Annotated in this window: 12 protein-coding genes; all 12 read left to right on the top strand. The window is 65.2% G+C overall.

Features of this window, described 5'->3' with window-relative positions:
* The first annotated feature begins 2 nt into the window (after positions 1-2).
* The 12 genes from nuoG to RBB34_RS04140 all read left to right on the top strand — a co-directional run bounded on the left by nuoG (position 3) and on the right by RBB34_RS04140 (position 13,053).
* The gene (gene nuoG / locus RBB34_RS04195) at positions 3-2,093 is read left to right on the top strand and encodes an NADH-quinone oxidoreductase subunit NuoG (protein ID WP_306117935.1); all 2,091 of its coding nucleotides are present in this window, start codon (positions 3-5) and stop codon (positions 2,091-2,093) included.
* Positions 2,094-2,123: 30 nt separating this feature from the next.
* Positions 2,124-3,158 carry an NADH-quinone oxidoreductase subunit NuoH gene (nuoH, locus tag RBB34_RS04190; protein WP_306117934.1) on the top strand — a complete coding sequence of 345 codons (1,035 nt, stop codon included), beginning with the start codon at positions 2,124-2,126 and terminating at the stop codon, positions 3,156-3,158.
* 18 nt (positions 3,159-3,176) lie between these two features.
* Complete coding sequence (nuoI, locus tag RBB34_RS04185) at positions 3,177-3,668, top strand: NADH-quinone oxidoreductase subunit NuoI (RefSeq protein ID WP_306117933.1); 492 nt, start codon at positions 3,177-3,179, stop codon at positions 3,666-3,668.
* A gap of 125 nt (positions 3,669-3,793) precedes the next feature.
* Positions 3,794-4,420, top strand: a complete 627-nt coding sequence (locus tag RBB34_RS04180) for an NADH-quinone oxidoreductase subunit J (protein WP_306117932.1) — start codon at positions 3,794-3,796, stop codon at positions 4,418-4,420.
* Between the two features lie 8 nt (positions 4,421-4,428).
* Complete coding sequence (nuoK, locus tag RBB34_RS04175) at positions 4,429-4,737, top strand: NADH-quinone oxidoreductase subunit NuoK (RefSeq protein WP_306117931.1); 309 nt, start codon at positions 4,429-4,431, stop codon at positions 4,735-4,737.
* Positions 4,738-4,745: 8 nt separating this feature from the next.
* The gene (gene nuoL / locus RBB34_RS04170) at positions 4,746-6,758 is read left to right on the top strand and encodes an NADH-quinone oxidoreductase subunit L (protein WP_306117930.1); all 2,013 of its coding nucleotides are present in this window, start codon (positions 4,746-4,748) and stop codon (positions 6,756-6,758) included.
* Positions 6,758-8,278 (top strand): NADH-quinone oxidoreductase subunit M, encoded by a 1,521-nt coding sequence (locus tag RBB34_RS04165; protein ID WP_306117929.1) that lies wholly within the window; start codon positions 6,758-6,760, stop codon positions 8,276-8,278. The genes nuoL and RBB34_RS04165 overlap by 1 nt, the downstream gene beginning before the upstream one ends.
* Before the next feature lie 9 nt (positions 8,279-8,287).
* The gene (nuoN, locus tag RBB34_RS04160) at positions 8,288-9,733 is read left to right on the top strand and encodes an NADH-quinone oxidoreductase subunit NuoN (RefSeq protein WP_306117928.1); all 1,446 of its coding nucleotides are present in this window, start codon (positions 8,288-8,290) and stop codon (positions 9,731-9,733) included.
* Between the two features lie 61 nt (positions 9,734-9,794).
* A complete protein-coding gene (locus RBB34_RS04155) occupies positions 9,795-10,643 on the top strand; it encodes a biotin--[acetyl-CoA-carboxylase] ligase (protein ID WP_306117927.1) in 849 nt (282 codons plus the stop codon).
* 15 nt (positions 10,644-10,658) lie between these two features.
* Positions 10,659-12,344: a ribonuclease J gene (locus RBB34_RS04150; protein WP_306117926.1), complete on the top strand. Its 1,686-nt coding sequence runs from the start codon at positions 10,659-10,661 to the stop codon at positions 12,342-12,344.
* Positions 12,345-12,352: 8 nt separating this feature from the next.
* A complete protein-coding gene (gene mce, locus RBB34_RS04145) occupies positions 12,353-12,763 on the top strand; it encodes a methylmalonyl-CoA epimerase (RefSeq protein ID WP_306117925.1) in 411 nt (136 codons plus the stop codon).
* The gene (locus RBB34_RS04140; protein ID WP_306117924.1) at positions 12,763-13,053 is read left to right on the top strand and encodes a DUF1467 family protein; all 291 of its coding nucleotides are present in this window, start codon (positions 12,763-12,765) and stop codon (positions 13,051-13,053) included. The genes mce and RBB34_RS04140 overlap by 1 nt, the downstream gene beginning before the upstream one ends.
* Positions 13,054-13,535: the final 482 nt, after the last annotated feature.

Here is a 13,535-nt window from a genome sequence, read left to right as displayed (position 1 = left end):
CCATGGCCCTGATCAAGGTTGACGGCAACGAGATCGAGGTCCCGGACCACTACACGCTTTTGCAGGCGTGCGAGGAGGCCGGCGCCGAGATCCCGCGCTTTTGCTATCACGAGCGCCTGTCGATCGCCGGCAATTGCCGCATGTGCCTGGTCGAGGTGAAGGGCGGCCCGCCCAAGCCGGCAGCCTCCTGCGCCATGGGCGTGCGCGACCTGCGTCCGGGCCCCGAAGGCCAGCCGCCGGAGGTGTTCACCAACACGCCCATGGTCAAGAAGGCCCGCGAGGGCGTGATGGAGTTCCTGCTGATCAACCATCCGCTCGACTGTCCGATCTGCGATCAGGGTGGCGAATGCGACCTGCAGGACCAGGCCATGGCCTATGGCATCGACTCCTCGCGCTTCCAGGAAAACAAGCGCGCCGTCGAGGACAAGTATATCGGCCCGCTCGTCAAGACCATCATGACGCGCTGCATCCACTGCACGCGCTGCGTGCGCTTCACCACCGAAGTGGCGGGCATCTCCGAACTGGGCCTGATCGGCCGCGGCGAGGACGCCGAGATCACCACCTATCTCGAGCAGGCCATGACGTCCGAACTGCAGGGCAATGTCATCGACCTGTGCCCGGTCGGCGCGCTCACCTCGCGCCCCTACGCCTTTCAGGCCCGCCCCTGGGAGCTGACCAAGACCGAATCGATCGACGTCATGGACGCGGTCGGCTCGGCGATCCGGGTCGACACGCGCGGCCGCGAGGTCATGCGCATCATGCCGCGCGTCAACGAGGCGGTGAACGAGGAGTGGATCTCCGACAAGACGCGCTTTGTCTGGGACGGGCTGCGCACGCAGCGCCTCGACCGGCCCTATGTGCGCGGCGCCGACGGCAGGCTCAAGCCCGCCTCCTGGAGTGACGCCTTCGCGGCCATCAGGGGCGCGCTTGCCGGCACCTCGGGCGAACGGATCGGCGCCATTGCCGGCGACCTGGCCGGTGTCGAGGAGATGTTCGCGCTCGGCCAGCTCATGGAGCGGCTCGGCTCGCCCAATATCGACTGCCGCCAGGACGGCGCCGCGCTCGATCCGGCGCTGGGGCGCGCCTCCTACATCTTCAACGCGACCATCGACGGCATCGAGGATGCCGATGCGATCGCCATCGTCGGCGCCAATCCGCGTTTCGAGGCGTCGGTGCTGAACGCCCGCATCCGCAAGGCCTGGCGCGCGGCACCGATTCCCATCGGCGTGATCGGCGAGATGGGCGATCTTCGCTACGATTACGAAGCGCTCGGCGCCGGCCCCGAAACGCTCAGGGAGCTCGCCGAGGGATCGCACGCCTTTGCCCGCACGCTGGATCAGGCCGAGCGGCCGCTGATCGTCGTGGGGCAGGGGGCTCTAGCCCGCGGCGACGGGGCGGCCTTGCTGGGTCTGGCTGCAAGGCTGGCCGACCGGACCGGCGCGCTGAGCGATGACTGGAACGGCTTTTCGGTGCTGCACACCGCGGCCGCCCGTGTCGGCGCGCTCGACATCGGTTTCGTGCCGGGCAAGGGTGGGCTCGGCGCGGCGAAGATGGTGACGGATAACGATGTGCTGTTCCTGCTGGGCGCCGACGAGCTCGACCTGCGCAAGCGCAAGCAGGGCGCGACCACCATCTATATCGGCACCCACGGCGATGTCGGCGCCCATCACGCCGACATCATCCTGCCGGCCGCCGCCTATACCGAAAAGTCGGCGATCTACGTCAACACCGAGGGCCGGGTGCAGATGACCAACCGCGCCGGTTTCCCGCCGGGCGAGGCGAAGGAGGACTGGGCCATCGTCCGCGCCCTGTCCGCCGTCATCGATCACACGCTGCCCTTTGATTCGCTGGGCGAATTGCGCGCGCGCCTGTTCGAGGCCCATCCGCATCTTGCCGCGCTCGACACCATCGAGCCGGGGTCTGCCGACGATGTCCGGGCGCTTGCGGCCAAGGGCGACGGCCGGCTGGGCAAGTCGGGGTTTGCATCGCCGGTCAAGGACTTCTATCTGACCAACCCGATCGCGCGCGCATCGGCCGTGATGGCCGAATGCGCCTCGCTTGCGCGCAAGACTTACGCCCAGGCCGCCGAATAGGCGCACAAGGGCACCACAAAGCGGGCTTTCATGTTCGAGACCTACATTCTTCCCGGCCTGATCATTCTCATCCAGTCGCTGGTGTTCCTGGTTGCGCTGCTGATCTTCACCGCCTTCATTCTGTATGCGGACCGCAAGATCTGGGCGTCGGTGCAAAGCCGCAAGGGGCCCAACGTGGTCGGCCCGTTCGGCCTGTTGCAGTCCTTTGCCGACCTCTTGAAGTTCGTCATCAAGGAGCCGGTCATTCCGGCCGGTGCCAACAAGGGCATATTCCTGATGGCGCCGCTCATTTCGGCCGTTCTGGCACTGGGCGCCTGGGCCGTGATCCCGATAGACGAAGGCTGGGCGATCGCCTCGATCAATGTGGGCATCCTTTACGTCTTCGCCATCTCGGCGCTCGAGGTCTATGGCGTGATCATGGCCGGCTGGGCGTCGAACTCGAAATACCCCTTCCTCGGTGCGCTGCGCTCGGCCGCGCAGATGGTCTCCTACGAGGTGTCCATCGGGTTCGTCATCGTCACCGTGCTGCTGCTGGTCGGCTCGCTCAACATGACCGACATCGTGCTGTCGCAGCGTGACGGGCTGGGCACCTGGATGGGTCTGCCCAATACCCTTCTGGACTGGCACTGGCTGGGCCTGTTTCCGATGTTCGTGATCTTCTTCATTTCGGCGCTGGCCGAGACGAACCGCCCGCCCTTCGACCTGGTCGAGGCCGAATCCGAACTCGTTGCCGGCCACATGATCGAATACTCGTCCACGCCCTATCTGCTGTTCATGCTGGGCGAGTACATCGCGATCCTCCTGATGTGCGCGCTCACCGTCATCTTGTTCCTTGGCGGCTGGCTGCCGCCGTTCGATTTCGCGCCCTTCACCTGGGTGCCCGGCGCGGTCTGGTTCGTGTTCAAGCTGTGCCTGGTCTTCTTCATGTTCGCCATGGTCAAGGCGATCGTGCCGCGTTACCGCTATGACCAGCTCATGCGTCTTGGCTGGAAGGTATTTCTGCCCATATCCCTGTTCATGGTTGCCGCGACCGCATCCTTCCTCAAGCTGACCGGCTGGGCGTAACTGGAAAGGTCCGAGGTTATGAGCACTTTCGCACAAGCCGCCAAATCGCTGCTGCTGGCCGAGTTCGTCGGCGCCTTCTTCCTGGCCATGCGCCGGTTCGTCGCGCCCAAGGCGACGCTCAACTATCCCCATGAAAAGGGCAAGCTGAGCCCGCGCTTTCGTGGCGAACACGCCCTGCGCCGCTATCCCAACGGCGAGGAGCGCTGCATCGCCTGCAAGCTTTGCGAGGCCATCTGCCCGGCGCAGGCGATCACCATCGAGGCCGGTCCGCGCCGCAATGACGGCACGCGGCGCACCGTGCGCTACGACATCGACATGGTCAAATGCATCTATTGCGGCTTCTGCCAGGAGGCCTGCCCGGTCGATGCGATCGTTGAGGGGCCGAACTTCGAGTTCGCCACCGAAACGCGCGAAGAGCTCTATTACGACAAGGAAAAACTGCTCGCCAATGGTGACCGGTGGGAGCGCGAGATCGCGCGCAACATGGCGCTCGACGCCCCCTACCGGTGATCTGGCCGCGCGGGCACGATCGGCAGGTGGGATGCGACCAAATCCACCGCGATTGTGCCCTTATGACCTAGCCCTTGGATGCTGCGCCTGCTAAGGGAGCGCGGCATTATCGATCGGGGATTGCAATGCTTCTGTCCGGCCTCGCAGCGGCCTTTTTCTACATGTTCGCCTTCGTCGCCGTCGCCGCCTCCGTCATGGTCGTGGTGGCGCGCAATCCGGTGCATTCGGTGATCTATCTGATCCTGACCTTCTTCAACGCTGCCGCCCTGTTCGTGCTGACCGGCGCCGAGTTTCTCGGCATGATCCTGCTGGCGGTCTATGTCGGCGCGGTGGCCGTGCTGTTCCTGTTCGTGGTCATGATGCTGGAGATCGACCACAGGGCGATGCGGCACGGGGTGCTCGAATACGCGCCCATCGGCGCCCTTGTCGGCATCGTCATCGGCCTGCAGCTTGTGATCGTGCTCGTCGGCCAGGCGGTCACCATCGCGCCGCCCGGAGCGCCCTCGGTGCCCATTCCCGACCCGCAGGTCCGGGGCAACACCGCCGCCCTTGGCGACATTCTTTACACCGACTTCGTCTATTTCTTCCAGATCGCCGGGCTCGTGCTGCTCGTCGCCATGATCGGCGCCATCGTCCTGACGCTGCGCGACCCGCGCCCGCACGTCAAGCGCCAGGATGTCGGCCGCCAGGTCGGCCGCAAGGCCGACGAAAGCGTCGAACTGGTCGATGTCGACAGCGGCAAGGGGATCTGAGCCGAACCATGACCATCACCATTGCCCATTATATTACCGTTTCGGCGCTGATGTTCGTCATCGGCATTTTCGGCGTGTTCCTCAATCGCAAGAGCGTGATCGTCATCCTGATGAGCGTCGAGCTGATCCTGCTGTCGGTCAATTTGAACCTGATTGCCTTTTCGGCGCATCTGCAGGATCTGGTCGGCCAGGTATTCGCCCTGTTCGTTCTGACCGTTGCCGCCGCCGAGGCGGCCATCGGCCTTGCCATTCTCGTCGTCTTCTACCGCAATCGCGGCTCGATCGCCGTTGAAGACGTGTCCATGATGAAGGGCTGACCGGAGCCATGTATCACGCCATCGTCTTCCTGCCGCTCCTTGGCGCGCTGATCGCCGGCTTTGGCGGCCGCGCCATCGGTGCCAAGGCCAGCGAATACGTCACCTCCGGCTTTCTCATCCTCGCCGCCATCCTGTCCTGGATCGCGCTGATCACGGTCGGCTTCTCCGATGCCGAACCGCGCATCGTCCAGGTCGCCCGGTTCATGGCCTCGGGCAATCTTCAGGTCGATTGGGCCTTCCGGATCGACACGCTGACCGTCGTCATGCTGGTCGTCGTCAACACGGTCTCGGCGCTCGTGCATGTCTATTCGATCGGCTACATGCACCACGACCCGCACCGGCCGCGCTTTTTCGCCTATCTGTCGCTGTTCACCTTCGCCATGCTGATGCTGGTGACCGCCGACAATCTGGTCCAGCTCTTCTTCGGCTGGGAGGGCGTGGGCCTGGCCTCCTACCTGCTCATCGGCTTCTGGTACAAGAAGGCCTCGGCCAACAATGCCGCCATGAAGGCGTTCATCGTCAACCGGGTCGGCGACTTCGGTTTCCTGCTTGGCATTTTCGGCGTCTTCGTGCTGTTCGGTTCGGTTGATTTCGACACGATCTTCGCCGGCGCCGCCGCCTTCGCCCCGGTTGCCGGCGAGCCGTCGCAGACCGCCCAGGAGGTTGTCCTTACCTTCCTTGGCTACGAGCTGAACCGGCAGGACGCGTTGACGGTGGTCTGCCTGCTGCTGTTCCTGGGCGCCATGGGCAAGTCGGCGCAGTTCCTGCTTCACACCTGGCTGCCCGACGCGATGGAAGGCCCAACGCCGGTCTCGGCCCTCATCCACGCCGCGACCATGGTCACGGCCGGCGTCTTCATGGTCGCGCGTCTGTCGCCGATCTTCGAGTTCTCGCTGACGGCGCTGACCGTGATCACGGTCGTGGGCGCCACGACCGCCTTTTTCGCCGCAACCGTCGGCCTGGTGCAAAACGACATCAAGCGCGTCATCGCCTATTCGACCTGCTCGCAGCTCGGCTACATGTTCGTCGCGCTGGGGGTGGGCGCCTACGGGGCGGCGATGTATCACCTGTTCACGCACGCATTCTTCAAGGCGCTGCTCTTCCTGGGCGCCGGCTCGGTCATCCATGCCGTCTCCGACGAACAGGACATGCGCAAGATGGGCGGGCTGAGAAAGCACATTCCGGTGACCTACTGGATGATGATCATCGGCACGGTTGCGCTCACCGGCCTCGGCATTCCGGGCACCTATATCGGCACCGCCGGCTTCTTCTCCAAGGACGCCATCATCGAGAGCGCCTTTGTCGGCCGCAACGTCGCGGCGGACTATGCCTTCGGCCTGCTGCTGATCGCCGCGGTGTTCACCGCCTTCTACTCCTGGCGGCTGATCTTCATGACGTTCCACGGCCGACCGCGCGCCACCGCCGACGTCATGCACCATGTGCACGAATCGCCGCAGGTCATGCTGATCCCGCTTTACATCCTTGCCGCCGGCTCGCTTCTGGCAGGCTTCTTCTTCTATTCGTCCTTTGTCGGCTACTACGGCGATCAGGAGGGCTGGTACAACGATTTCTTCCGCACCGCCCTTTTCGCCGGGCCCGACAACACCATCCTCGACGACTTCCACGAAGTGCCGTACTGGGTGAAGGCAAGTCCGGCCATCGCCATGCTGATCGGTCTGGGGACGGCCTGGTACATGTATATCCGGGCGCCCGAAATGCCGGCCGCGCTCGCACGCCAGCACAGCGGCCTTTACCGGTTCCTGCTCAACAAGTGGTATTTCGACGAACTCTACGACTTTCTCTTCGTCCGGCCGGCCCGGCGCCTCGGCACGTTTTTGTGGAAGCGCGGTGACGGCTGGCTGATCGATGGCTTCGGACCCGACGGCATCGCCCGCCGCGTCACCGACGTCACCGGTCGCGTGGTCAGGTGGCAGTCCGGATATGTCTATCACTACGCCTTTGCCATGATGATCGGCCTTGCCGCGCTGATCACCTGGATCACGCTCGGAGGCGCGCTGTGATGGCCGGCATGCCGCTTCTTTCCCTCGTCACCTTCCTGCCGCTCGTCGGCGTCCTGGTGATCTTGTTCATCTCCGACGAAACGGAGATGGGCCTGCGCAACATCCGCATGGTCGCGCTTCTAACGACCATCTTCACCTTCCTGGTCTCGCTTCTGATCTGGGCCGGCTTCGACACCTCCAATCCCGGTTTCCAGTTCGTCGAGGAGGCCCGGTGGCTTGGCGGCGGGCTGACCTACCGGATGGGCGTGGACGGCATCTCGATGCTGTTCGTCATCCTGACGACCTTCCTGATGCCGATCTGCATCCTGGCGAGCTGGGAGGCGATCAGGGAGCGCGTCAAGGCCTACATGCTCGCCTTCCTGATCCTCGAGACGCTGATGATCGGCGTGTTCTGCGCGCTCGACATCGTCCTGTTCTACGTCTTCTTCGAGGGCGGCCTGATCCCGATGTTCATCATCATCGGGGTCTGGGGCGGCAAGCGGCGGGTCTATGCCTCCTTCAAGTTCTTCCTTTACACGCTGCTGGGCTCGCTGCTGATGCTGCTGGCGATCATGGCCATGTACTGGGAGGCGGGCACCACCTCGATCCCCGATCTGCTGGCCCACGACTTCCCCGCCCAGATGCAGTTCTGGCTGTGGCTGGCCTTCTTCGCCTCCTTCGCCGTCAAGATGCCCATGTGGCCGGTGCACACCTGGCTGCCCGACGCCCATGTCGAGGCACCCACGGCCGGCTCGGTGATCCTGGCGGGCATCTTGCTCAAGCTGGGCGGCTATGGCTTCATCCGCTTTTCGCTGTCCATGTTCCCGCTCGCCTCGGCCGATCTTGCCTGGCTCGTCTTCCTTCTGTCGGTGTTCGCCATCGTCTACACCTCGCTGGTGGCGATGATGCAGCAGGACATGAAGAAGCTGATCGCCTATTCGTCCGTCGCCCATATGGGGTTCGTGACGATGGGCATCTTCGCCGCCAACGCCCAGGGCGTGGAAGGCGCGATCTTCCAGATGCTCAGCCACGGCCTGGTGTCGGGCGCGCTGTTTCTGTGCGTGGGCATCGTCTACGACCGGCTGCACACCCGCGAGATCGCCGCCTATGGCGGGCTGGTCCAGAACATGCCGGCCTATGCCGTCGTCTTCATGGTGTTCACCATGGCCAATGTCGGACTGCCGGGCACCTCCGGCTTCGTCGGCGAGTTCCTGACGCTGATGGGTCTGTTCAGGGTCAACACCTGGTTTGCGCTGATTGCCACCACCGGTGTGATCCTGTCGGCGTGCTACGCATTGTGGCTTTATCGACGCGTCATCTTCGGCGCGCTCGAAAAGGAGACGCTCAAGGCGCTGGTCGACCTGTCGCCGCGCGAAAAGACGCTGCTCTACCCGCTCGTCGCGCTGACCATCTTCTTCGGCGTCTATCCCGCCCCGGTTCTCGATGTCATCGGCCCCTCGGTGGAGGCGCTCCTGATCGACTATCAGGCCGCGCTCGATGCCGCGGCCGCCGGCGCCGATCTCGCCGCGACCATCAACTGAGCGATGTCCATGACCCCATCCGAACTTGCTCGAAGCCTCGTCATCGCCGCGCCGGAGCTGATCATCGCCGTCGGCGCGATGGCGTTGCTCATGGTCGGCGTTTTCGCGCGCAAGGATCGCGCCAACGCCATCGTGACCTCGCTCACCGTGGCGCTGCTGATCGCCGCCGCCGGCTGGATGGTGTTCTTCACGCCGCTGGGCCCGGCTTTCGCCGGCGCGCATCTGCACGACCCGTTCGCCCTGTTCATGAAGTTCCTGGTGCTGACCGGCTCGGCGGTCGCGCTGGTCATGTCGGTCGGCTTTGCGCGCGAGGAAAAGTTCGATCGCTTCGAGTTCCCGATCCTGATCGCATTGGCCACCCTGGGCATGATGCTGATGGTCTCCTCCAACAATCTGCTGTCGCTTTACATGGCGCTCGAACTGCAGTCGCTGTCGCTTTATGTGATCGCCGCGATCAATCGCGATTCGGTGCGTTCGACCGAGGCGGGGCTCAAATACTTCGTGTTGGGCGCTTTGTCCTCGGGCATGATGCTGTACGGCATCTCGCTCGTTTACGGCTTCACCGGCCATATCGGATTTGCCGAAATCAGCGCGGCGATCGCCGGCCAGGAGCGCTCGCTCGGCCTTCTGTTCGGCCTTGTGTTCCTGCTGGCGGGTCTTGCCTTCAAGATTTCGGCCGTGCCCTTTCACATGTGGACGCCCGACGTCTATGAAGGCGCGCCCACGCCGGTGACCGCCTTTCTGGCCGCCGCGCCGAAGATGGCCGCCATGGCGCTTGTCGTGCGCGCCGTCATGGGCGCGTTCCAGCCGGTCACCGCCGACTGGCAGCAGATCGTCGTCTTCATTTCCATTTCGTCCATGGCGCTGGCCGCCTTTGCCGCCATCGGCCAGCGCAACATCAAGCGCCTGATGGCCTATTCGTCGATCGGCCATATGGGCTACGCGCTTGTCGGCCTGGCCGCCGGCACCGTCGCGGGCGTGCAGGGCGTCATGCTCTACATGGCGATCTATCTGGCGATGACGCTCGGCACCTTCGCCTTCATCCTGGCCATGCGCCGCAAGGACGAGGGCAATGTCGAGCAGATCTCCGATCTGGCCGGCTATGCCGCCAACAACCCGCTGATGGCGACGATCCTGACCGCGCTGATGTTCTCGCTCGCCGGCATACCCCCGCTCGCCGGCTTCTGGGCGAAATGGTACGTCTTCCTTGCCGCCGTCGAGGCGGGCCTGTGGCCGCTCGTCATCATCGGCGTGCTGTCGTCGGCCGTGGCCGCCTATTATTACCTGCGCATCGTCAAGATCATGTGGTTCGACGCGCCGGAGGGCCGTTTCGTCGCCCCCGCCGGCGAGCTGCGGCTGGTGATGGGGGCAAGCGGTCTGTTCGTCCTGGCCTATATCGTCATCGGCGGGCCGATCGCCGCCTATGCCGAGGCGGCCGCCCGGACGTTCTTCTGATGGTTGCGGTGTTGCGCCTCGCCGCCCGTGCCCGATGGCGCATCCGTTCGCGGCGGCTTTCATGATCTTCGAACTCTCCGACCGGGCGCGCGGCGCCGGCTATCGCCTTGAGGCGTTCGAGACCATCGCCTCGACCAATGCCCATGCCCTGGCGCAGGCGGCCGCCGGCGAACGCGGGCCGGTCTGGTTCGTCACCGACGAGCAGGTCGCCGGCCGCGGCCGGCGCGGTCGCCCCTGGGCGACGCCCAAGGGCAATCTGGCCGCATCGCTGTTGCTGGCCGTTGACGGCACGCTCGAGGAACTGGCGGTGCTGGGCTTTGTGGCGAGCATCGCGCTGTCGCGCGCGCTCGAGATCGCCGCGCCCGAACTGGGCACCGTGCTCGGCGTCGATGGCGTTGACGGGCGTGACGCGGACACCGCATCGGCGGCCCGCGTCGAGCTCAAATGGCCCAATGACGTGCTGATCGGCGGCGCCAAGCTCGCCGGCATCCTGCTCGAGACCGCTCGCCTGCCCGATGCCGGCTACGCGGTCTGCATCGGCTTTGGCGTCAATGTCGTCAGCCACCCGCAGGACACGCCCTATCGGGCGACCCATCTGCGCGCACGCGGCTATCGCGGCGATGCGGCCGATCTGCTCGTGGCGCTCAGCGATGCCTGGTTGGGCGCCTACCGATTGTGGGACCGCGGCGCCGGCATCGGCGCCATCCGCGCGCAATGGCTGGAGCGCGCCGCCGGCCTGAACGCGCCGGTGGCGATCCGCACCCAGGACGGCGTCCTGCGCGGCACGCTGGAGACGCTTGACGAAAAGTGCCGCCTGGTCATCCGGCATGACAACGGCTCAACGCGCGTGATAACGGCGGGCGATGTGCATTTCGGCGCGGTGGCCGGCGATTCGCCCCGCGCGCCATGACGAAAGCGAACACCGATGGCCGATAGCAACACCAAAGAACTGGTCTTTGTCCCGCTGGGCGGTGTCGGCGAGATCGGCATGAACCTGGCCCTTTACGGCTTCGGGCCGGCCCGGCGCCGCCAGTGGCTGATGGTCGATTGCGGCGTCACCTTCCCCGGACCCGATCTGCCGGGCGTCGATCTGGTCCTGCCCGACATCCGCTTCGTGGAGGCCGAGCGCGCCAACCTCGCCGGCATCGTCATCACCCACGCCCACGAGGATCACTATGGCGCGCTGTTGTCGCTCTACGAGCGATTGTCGCCCGATGGGTCCATGCCGGTGCACATGACCCCGTTCGGCGCCGGCATGCTCAAGGCCAAGGCGCAAGGCGAGCAGGGCGCGCCCGACATTCCCGTCACGACCTATGACGGCGGCGACCGCTTCACCATCGGCCCGTTCGAGATCGAGGCCATCGCCGTCACCCATTCGATCCCCGAGCCGATGTCGCTGGCGATCCGCACGCCGGCCGGGCTGGTGCTGCATACCGGCGACTGGAAGCACGACATCGACCCCGCGCTCGGCCCGCTGACCGACGAGGATCGGTTTCGGCGACTGGGCGAGGAGGGCGTTCTTGCGCTGGTGTGCGATTCCACCAACGCCATGCGCGAGGGGGAATCGCCGTCGGAGCGCCAGGTCTCGCAGGGGCTGGCCGAGGTCATCGCCGGCGCCAGCGGACGCGTGGCGATCACGACCTTTTCGTCCAATGTCGGCCGCATCAAGTCGATCGCGCTGGCCGCGCAGGAGGCCGGCCGCCGTGTCCTGCTGATGGGGCGATCGATCAAGCGGGTGGTCGACGTGGCGACCGAACTGGGCTTCATGGAAGGGCTCGAGCCGTTCGTGGAGGAAGACGAGTTCGGCTATCTGGCCCGCGACAAGGTGGTCATCATCCTGACCGGCTCGCAGGGCGAGCCGCGCGCGGCCCTTGCCAAGCTGGCGCGCGACGAGATGCGCGACGTCAAGCTGACCGCCGGCGACCTGGTCGTGTATTCCTCGCGCACCATCCCCGGCAACGAAAAGGCGATCAACGAGACCAAGAACCGGCTGATCGACATGGGCATCGACGTGATCGAGGATGCGGACGCGCTCGTGCATGTCTCCGGCCATCCGCGCCGCAACGAGTTGCGCCAGATGTATGGCTGGACGCGGCCGCGGGTCGGCATTCCCGTCCATGGCGAGCCGGCGCATCTGGCCGCCCATGCCGCCTTGATGCGGCAGGCGGGGATCGACGACGTGATCGACGCGCGCAATGGCGATCTCGTGCGCCTTGCGCCGGGCAGCCCCGAGATCGTCGACGACGTGCCCCATGGCGAGATCTACAAGGACGGCAGGATCATCGGCGATGACGATGCGGTCGGCGTCATCGAGCGCCGCAGGCTGTCCTTTGCCGGCCATGTCGCCGTCTCGCTGGTGCTCGACCGGCAATACGAGATCGCCAGCGAGCCGCAGGTTGTCGCCATCGGCCTGCCGCGCCAGGACGTGCATGGCGAGGACATGGAGGATCTGATCTTCGACGCGGTGGTCGGCGCCCTCGAGAGCATGCCGCGCGGCCGACGCAAGGATTTCGATGCCGTCGAGGAAGCCGCGGCCCGTGCCGTTCGCGCCGCCGCGCGCGTCGCCTGGGGCAAGAAGCCGCTGGTGACGGTGCTGGTCGACCGGGTGTAGACGGGGCCATGATCGAGCGCCTGAATCATGTCGCCATCGCCGTGCCCGACCTTGGCGCGGCCACGCGGCGCTATCGCGACACGCTCGGGGCGAGGGTCTCGGCGCCGCAGGCGCTGCCCGAACATGGCGTGACCGTGGTCTTCGTCGATCTGGGCAACACCAGGACCGAATTGCTCGCTCCGCTCGGCGAGGGCTCGCCCATCGCCGCCTTCCTCGAACGCAACCCCGCCGGCGGCATGCATCATGTCTGCTACGAGGTCGAGGACATCGCCGCCGCGCGCGAACGGCTGATGCGCGACGGCATGCGGGTGCTCGGCGATGGCGAGGCGAAGATCGGCGCCCATGGCAATCCGGTGCTGTTCCTGCATCCGAAGGACTTCGACGGCACGCTGATCGAACTCGAGCAGGTGGCGCGCTGATGGGCTGGCTCTCGGCGATCGCCATCTTCTTCATCATCTGGTGGGTGGTGCTGTTCACGGTGCTGCCGTTCGGCGTGCGCTCCCAGCACGAGCAGGGCGAGGTGACCGATGGCACCGAGGCCGGCGCGCCCGTGGCCCCGCGCATGGGCTACAAGGTGATGCTGACGACGGCGATTGCCATCGTCGTCTTCGCGCTGTTCTACATTGTCACGGTGGTGATCGGGCTCGGCCTCGATGACATTCCGGCCATCGTGCCCGACTTTGGTGCCGTCGAGCCGGCCCGGGAGTAAGCGGGCCCGCGCAAGTGCGTTGCGCCCAAAAAGCAAGGCGCGGCGGAACCGGCAAAAGAAATGGCAGGGCCGAAGTCCTGCCACGGCAAAAGAAATGGCAGGACCGAAGTCCTGCCACGGCAAAAGAAATGGCAGGACCGAAGTCCTGCCATTTGAAACGGGTGATTTCCGTATCCTTCCCCGCGGAAGGGGCAGCCAAAAGGCGCCGGAAAATCAGCATCCTCCCAAGACTTTGACCCGTTTCGGGGCGCTTGGCGAAAGTCCGCCGCACGCTGCGCCCGGACGCTAGCAATACACGCGGCGATTGTCACCGGTAAATTGCGACTAACTCTTGAAAAAATGTCATAAGCCGCCCCAATTCGTGCTTTAGCGGCAAGACGGGCGGGGCCGCATTGCGCCTTTGCAATCGGTCGTTGCCGCATTAGAAGGGCGCGGTGCCCGCCATACCGATGACCGATTCCACGGCTTTTCCGCCACCACGC

Origin of the sequence: Roseitalea sp. MMSF_3546 (assembly GCF_030732865.1) — a bacterium.
Taxonomy (GTDB): Bacteria; Pseudomonadota; Alphaproteobacteria; order Rhizobiales; family Rhizobiaceae; genus Roseitalea.
This window is presented reverse-complemented; position numbering and strand designations above follow the sequence as displayed.